Consider the following 5,987-nt stretch of genomic DNA (forward strand, 5'->3'; position numbering starts at 1 on the left):
CCGACATTCCGCACCTGATTTAGGAATAAATTTGTCGGTAGCGCTCACCCAATACCTCCAAAATGATCTGCTGGTCTCCTGTTAGCTCCGTTACTTGTGGCGGAGCTTCTCCCAGTCGATATTCATGGATGCCACCAAAGCGCAAAAAGATCCAACGGGCCGTCGGCTGCTGGGTCGGTTTTTTTTTCATATCCGCCACACTGCGGTTCTGCGCCACTAATCCCTGCCTGATCCGGTGCTCCAACGCTGCGTAAATCATCAGGCTACAGGTCATCACCATCAGCAACGCTTCAATCCGCTCCGGTTTTTTCAGGTACAGTGAGGAGGTTAAAAACTCCGGGCTCTTGAGAAAACGAAAGCCTCGCTCGACATTCTGCTGTGCTTTATAGGTGGCCAACAGTTCGGCCATAGTCAGCGTATCGCTGTGGTCATTGGTCGCCAGGATGAACACCCCGGTCTGGTTGCGAGCCTCTTCAACGCAAGCCAGACTAGTTGCCGCCAACCCAGTGATTTGAAACTGATGGCCAATTGGCTCTTCGCCACTCTTGGGTCTGCCACGTCCTGTATAAACGGGTTCACCTACCACTTCGGCATCCAGTTGCAGCAGCATCAAGCTGGCGGTAAAACGGCTCAACTCAGCGTGGGCATCCGCTTGACAGGCAAAGCGTCGGGCACACAATTTGGCGAAGGCTTTGAGCTCGCGGGTGCTCTCTTTAAGCAGGTTTTTTGCCAGTGTCTGCTGCTCGCGATGGCTGGCCTGTTCGCTGCGCACCAACATCCAGCGCTGCGCGACGCCGGCATAATGGGCGGATTGCCAACAGCCATGATAACCATTGCCCAGCGCAACCAGCGACTGGGTGCCAATCGTTGCCACGGCCTGCTTGGCCTCATTCAACGTGACAGGCACCCGGGTGACAAACAGTTGCTGCTGTTGCTCCAGCAATTGCAAGGTCTCGGCGCAGTACAGTGCTGCATCACCGACCAGATAACGGCTCTCCTGCGCGGCCTTGAGGCTGCTCAAATGGCGACGAACAGTCTGGGCAAAGGCTTTGGTGTCGTTACTGTTGCCACTGAGGGCCTGCATGTAGATGGGTAGCCCGGCCTGATTTTCACAGATGAGTTCCAGAATAACCTGGTTCAGCTCTGGCCGATGATCTCGACTATAACCCCGCACCAATTGCAGCTTGCCGGTCTGCTCGCCATCGGCCTGGTCATAGGCGCCATCGACGTGGAAGCTGGTGATATCGAGGTGCACAGCGGTGCTTTTGAGCCCCAGCCGCTCGACGACTTGCGCCGCCATCACCTGATACAAGGTGCTGACATCGGCGTCGAAGAGGGCATCGAGACAGCGCCCGAGCACATCATCATTGAGGTCATCAGCACAGATCCCGGGGCCGATCAGGCGCTCAACCGGCTTGTTAGCGAAAAATTGCGGGAACATGTGCAGGGTGCTGCTGTGAAAGCCGAGGCCGTTCACTATCATGGCGACCAGCGCTTGACCATGTGAGACCTTGAAAGGGGGCGTTTTGGGGAGCACGGCATCGATCATGCGGGCAATGCCCAGTTCTTGGCAGAGTGCGGCGACCAAACCAAGGTGATCGAGGTTACGGATAGAGATAGCGGGAGCGGCCATGATGATCTACCTGCAAAAGAGAGTAATAGATCAGAATGGCCGATCGCCGTCAAGCTTTGAAAAAGCCAAAATTAGGTGCGGAATGACGGTTTCAGCCCAAAAATGGATATTGAATCTAGCATCTTCAGACAGTTCAACCCTGTGCCAATACTGAGGTGGGCTGGTTGCAAACTCTCCGGCTCGGATTACAAGCGTAATTTCAGGTGTCTCTGCTGTTTCATCAGCAAAACCGTAATATGTTACCGTCCCTTCCATTACACATAACTGACCGAATACGCCAGCAGCTGTATTGTGATGGGTTAATAGAGCCTGTGGTACGTTTTCATTTGTAAAAAATGGGGTTGAACGGCGAACAACCCAATGAGCGGGTATACTATGCAGTAGCGACATGTTTTATCCTTAATAACCTATGAAATTAAGTAAGGCTGAGCATATGCTCAGCCAGCAATTATTCATCTAGAAAGAAGGCGTAAAAGTGGGAATGCAGCGCCCATTTGGTCTCCACCTACGACAAAGCCGCACATTTCACCATCCTCGCTGCGAGCTTCTGCGACCATTCCATTTTTATTCCACTTAAACTGCCATGAAAGGTCTGCACCTTTGGTTCTACCAGCTAACTGCAAAGGATATTGAAGTGTTTTTACCTTCACTAGCATTGGAGGAAGCGTTAGTGGTGTTGGCTTACCAATCAGAGTTTTAGATAATGCATTGGCACCGAGAACAATTGGCTGCAAAAAGGGTCGCAATTCACCTTTCCACTCAACGCAATCACCAAGAGCATAAATGTGCTCACTCGATGTTCTCAGGTAATCATCTACTACAATTCCGCGTTTAACAGCCAGTCCTGCATTCATCGCTAAGGATAGATTCGGTTGTAGACCTATAGCTGAAATGACAAGATCCTGTTCACTGAAACTGCTGTCAGTGAGCTCTATCATAAAGGATTCGTTGGCATCTCTTCTTTGTATCGACTTGATACCTCGGGAAGGTGCGAATAAGTACCCTATGTGCCAAAACTAAAAAGTTTAGCCATTTAATATCAATAATTTAGAATGGTGTGTTTTTGTGCCAAGTGACTTGTTAGCACCTTCCCTAACTGTGTATAAAAGTATCGATCCATGTGACTATCATTAATGGGTAATCAGGATCCTCACTCAGTCGATAAAACCGAGAGCACGTAGCTTATCAAGGGCCCGGTCCTGGTCGGCATTGGAGAAATCGGGCTCCTGAGCAATCCGAACCAGGCGGTCAAACACCTCTTTACTCTGAGAATCCAAAACTGCACAGACCGACGCTAATGAGACAGTGTAGCGATCGCTGCAAGCAGATGCCATCGCTTGAGCAAGCAAAGCGCTTGAACGAGTGCCGTTGTGCTTTTCAATACTCCTAAAAAGATCGTCAAAAATTTTCATTATTTACTCCATTTCCCTTCAAGGGAAGATGTGAATAGGCTCCAGACGTAAAAATAGAAACGCCTGTGTGTTTAATTAAATAAATTAAAACTTCGTGTGTGGCAGGTGACACTTATTCCCTGTTAGCACCTCCTTTGAGCTGGGTTAGTTTTATGTTCTTGCGGCGATTAATTTTCCTAAACTCACTCTCAAAATCAATTAACTCAATACGAAATAGGGCTGCTATGTGTCTTTTTGAGCAGGCATGCTTCTTTGAGCTCAACGAGAACCGCTGGTTTCCAGGCACTATGTCACGGCAGCAGGCTCGCCGTTCTGTAGGGCTAAGGATAAATATCCTGTCTGAATTCATTTCACCATCCGGCAGTGCTTTCCCTGATGCCCTATCTTTAAATGATTGAGTGGCCATCATTAGTTTTTTATTATATCCCTCATCCATAAAACACCCTGCAATCTATTTCAGCAACAGGCTATCAGGCTTATTGAGATGATTCAACAGATAATTGAAGATGAACCTAATAATAATTTTTCTAATATTTTCATATATACCTGCACGCGGTATTAATCTCCGCATTATGGACTACTCTCTTGCCGACTGACGTTGATGTTATTGCAATGAAATAGGTAGGTAGGCTTGAACTAATGGAATAGATGCCGCATGCAATTGCATGCGGCAACGCACGCTGGCTAACCTTTAACTTAAGGTGCTACCGACTATGCTGTGCCTGCATAAAGTCGATTATTGAGCCACCTGCGGCGCTATAACAACACCTCAACGGGTAGGTCCGCAAAATGCATAGGAGAAAGATATTTGTGCGCTTGACGATTGCTGCTGACAAAATAGCTTTTATCGAGCATGCTTGATGACGCTACATGAAGTAGTTGAAATGAAACTTAGAATAGTCAATCTCTCTTAAATACCTTATAAAATCCTTTCACATCAAATAATTCGCTATAATATAAAAGCTCCCACTCAGGGTTGTTTTGTAGTTTCTGTGAGAATACCTCGTTAGTCACGCATGAGATACAGACGCACTCAACACTAGGCTCAGCACCTAGTGCATTAACTAATTTTGTGAAAAATCCACACCCCTGCCATTCATATGGTATTCCGATCAACTCTATTGATGGACACGCCCTGAATCCATCCCTAAACCGTGGGTATTTTTTCATTATAAAATCAGGGAGTGTTGGTGGCACTCGGATCTCCAAGGTGATCCCCCCTTCTGAGTAATACAACGGTCTGACTGGATAGCCGACCGAACGAAACATCACAATAAAAGCATTGACAAGTGCATCAACGGCTTTATCCATGAGTTCTTCATCCGTCATTTGAACATCCATAAGATTTCTCCGCAGTAGGACGCTAGTGAATTACGAGGAATGAGCCCACGGTAAACCGAGAGATTGCCACTGTCAAGGCGGACATCAAGATCATGTCATTGATTTCTAAGGGATTATTTATTGAAAAAATAATTGTACAAATTTTGCCCTTGGTTGCTTTTTGCTCTTTTTGAGTGTTGGCTGAACGACATTTAACCTATAACATGCCCATAAACAGAATGGATGTGGATGGGATGGTAAATATCGCTAATGCGGTAGTCATTACATGTGGATAATATGCTCGCAGAGCAATATAAATAAAAACATTTTTGCCGTTCGATTTAATAGACACGAGGCTTAAACAGAACATAAACAGACGAATTCCTGCATATAGAATGACATCAATGCTTGAATGACATGTTCTAGTTGTTTTCAATGTGATTCATATTTTATTTTGAAAACAAAGGCTCAATTGTTTATTTTAGCATCATAATGCATTTTAAATGCAATGTCTAAAATCAGCACTAGGCGCTCTTGTGCATGAAAGGGGGATATGTAAGGGGGGTAATTCTGGATGCAATCTATTTATAGATAGAGGTTCATTGCATGCTTGCATCCAGATGGTAGATATTGTGTGCTTAGGCTGACACATCAGTGAGTAAATCTGTGGCGATATACTCATACGTTTTATCCGGCCTCCTCTCCCGCCGAACCCAAGCATTTGCGACGCATTTTCTGATATAGTTTTTTGCCTGCCGTTCCTGTATGGAAAATTCCGCACAAAAGGAGTTCACTAACTCGGCTGCTGATACTGAGGTATGCCCACTCAGAGCTTTTTTCAGGGAAGTTAATAATGTGTTGTTATCACTATCATTCGCGCTGACGAATATCAGATGTTCTGTTCGGTTTAATAAAATCTCATCAGGAGTTTCAACCGCTCTCGAACTAAACCTGAGGCTGAATCTAGCCCCCTGCCCATCCCGTAATGCTAGTGACATAACGCCATCAGCCTCACCATGAATGGATGATGCCCCCCTGATACCAGCAGCGCCTGCGTTGTAACCCTCCGCTCCTGGCGAGGATTTTCTTGCATGATGCACAACAATGTGGGCTGCGGGCTGACTTATTTTTCTGATGGACCGCATCACCTGGCCCATCATGCTATTATCATTTTCCGCCGCCGTATGCATCCTGGCTAGTACATCCCAAATAATCAGGTCAGGCTGGATCTCATTCACGATGGAGATCATTTTTTTCGCCTCTACAGGATCCAATACATCCGTTGTCTGGAAATCACCACACCGGAAAAAATTCCGCTCAATTGTTTGGTCAGTCACATTATTATGTGCTGTCATGGTTAAAAAGCGTTTCCAAAACAACCGATCTTTTAGCTCAAAATCCATATACAACACTCGTGCTGGATTTCGATTCCTCCAGTTGAGGAACTGTCCTCCACTGGCGATAGCCAATGCGAGCTGCGTTGCGACCAGCGATTTACCAGATTTGGGGGCGCCATTGATGATCCACTGATCACCCTGCTCAATCAGTTCGTCCAACAACCAAATCGGTTTTTGCTCACTGGCAATCCGCCCCTCACTAACCCCCCAAGCTAACATTCTATT

Annotated in this window: 6 protein-coding genes and 1 pseudogene; all 7 read right to left on the minus strand. The window is 46.6% G+C overall.

Annotation, left to right across the window (positions count from 1 at the left end):
• Positions 1-19 precede the first annotated feature (19 nt).
• The gene (locus AB5Y85_RS16610; protein ID WP_201991050.1) at positions 20-1,633 is read right to left on the minus strand and encodes an IS1634 family transposase; all 1,614 of its coding nucleotides are present in this window, start codon (positions 1,631-1,633) and stop codon (positions 20-22) included.
• Positions 1,634-1,663: 30 nt separating this feature from the next.
• Complete coding sequence (locus AB5Y85_RS16615) at positions 1,664-2,023, minus strand: DUF1971 domain-containing protein (protein ID WP_368221824.1); 360 nt, start codon at positions 2,021-2,023, stop codon at positions 1,664-1,666.
• 62 nt (positions 2,024-2,085) lie between these two features.
• A pseudogene (locus AB5Y85_RS16620) lies at positions 2,086-2,613 on the minus strand (FAD-dependent oxidoreductase); the annotation flags it as partial.
• A 174-nt stretch (positions 2,614-2,787) separates the two neighbouring features.
• Positions 2,788-3,045, minus strand: coding sequence for a hypothetical protein (locus tag AB5Y85_RS16625; protein WP_005346574.1), 258 nt, complete (start codon positions 3,043-3,045; stop codon positions 2,788-2,790).
• A gap of 112 nt (positions 3,046-3,157) precedes the next feature.
• Positions 3,158-3,481, minus strand: a complete 324-nt coding sequence (locus AB5Y85_RS16630; RefSeq protein WP_148140585.1) for a hypothetical protein — start codon at positions 3,479-3,481, stop codon at positions 3,158-3,160.
• Positions 3,482-3,945: 464 nt separating this feature from the next.
• Positions 3,946-4,386, minus strand: coding sequence for a hypothetical protein (locus AB5Y85_RS16635; protein WP_139039452.1), 441 nt, complete (start codon positions 4,384-4,386; stop codon positions 3,946-3,948).
• Between the two features lie 617 nt (positions 4,387-5,003).
• Positions 5,004-5,987: AAA family ATPase (locus tag AB5Y85_RS16640; protein WP_368221826.1), on the minus strand; the 984-nt coding region annotated here is incomplete at its 5' end.

The sequence above is a fragment of the Aeromonas sp. R3-1 genome (genome assembly GCF_040908345.1).
GTDB classification, from domain to species: Bacteria; Pseudomonadota; Gammaproteobacteria; order Enterobacterales; family Aeromonadaceae; genus Aeromonas; species Aeromonas veronii.

Excerpts from the sequence above, each read along its gene's own strand:
- AB5Y85_RS16610 (WP_201991050.1), bottom strand. The coding sequence starts at position 1,633 with ATGGCCGCTCCCGCTATCTCTATCCGTAACCTCGATCACCTTGGTTTG.
- AB5Y85_RS16615 (WP_368221824.1), bottom strand. The coding sequence starts at position 2,023 with ATGTCGCTACTGCATAGTATACCCGCTCATTGGGTTGTTCGCCGTTCA.
- AB5Y85_RS16625 (WP_005346574.1), bottom strand. The coding sequence starts at position 3,045 with ATGAAAATTTTTGACGATCTTTTTAGGAGTATTGAAAAGCACAACGGC.
- AB5Y85_RS16630 (WP_148140585.1), bottom strand. The coding sequence starts at position 3,481 with ATGGATGAGGGATATAATAAAAAACTAATGATGGCCACTCAATCATTT.
- AB5Y85_RS16635 (WP_139039452.1), bottom strand. The coding sequence starts at position 4,386 with ATGGATGTTCAAATGACGGATGAAGAACTCATGGATAAAGCCGTTGAT.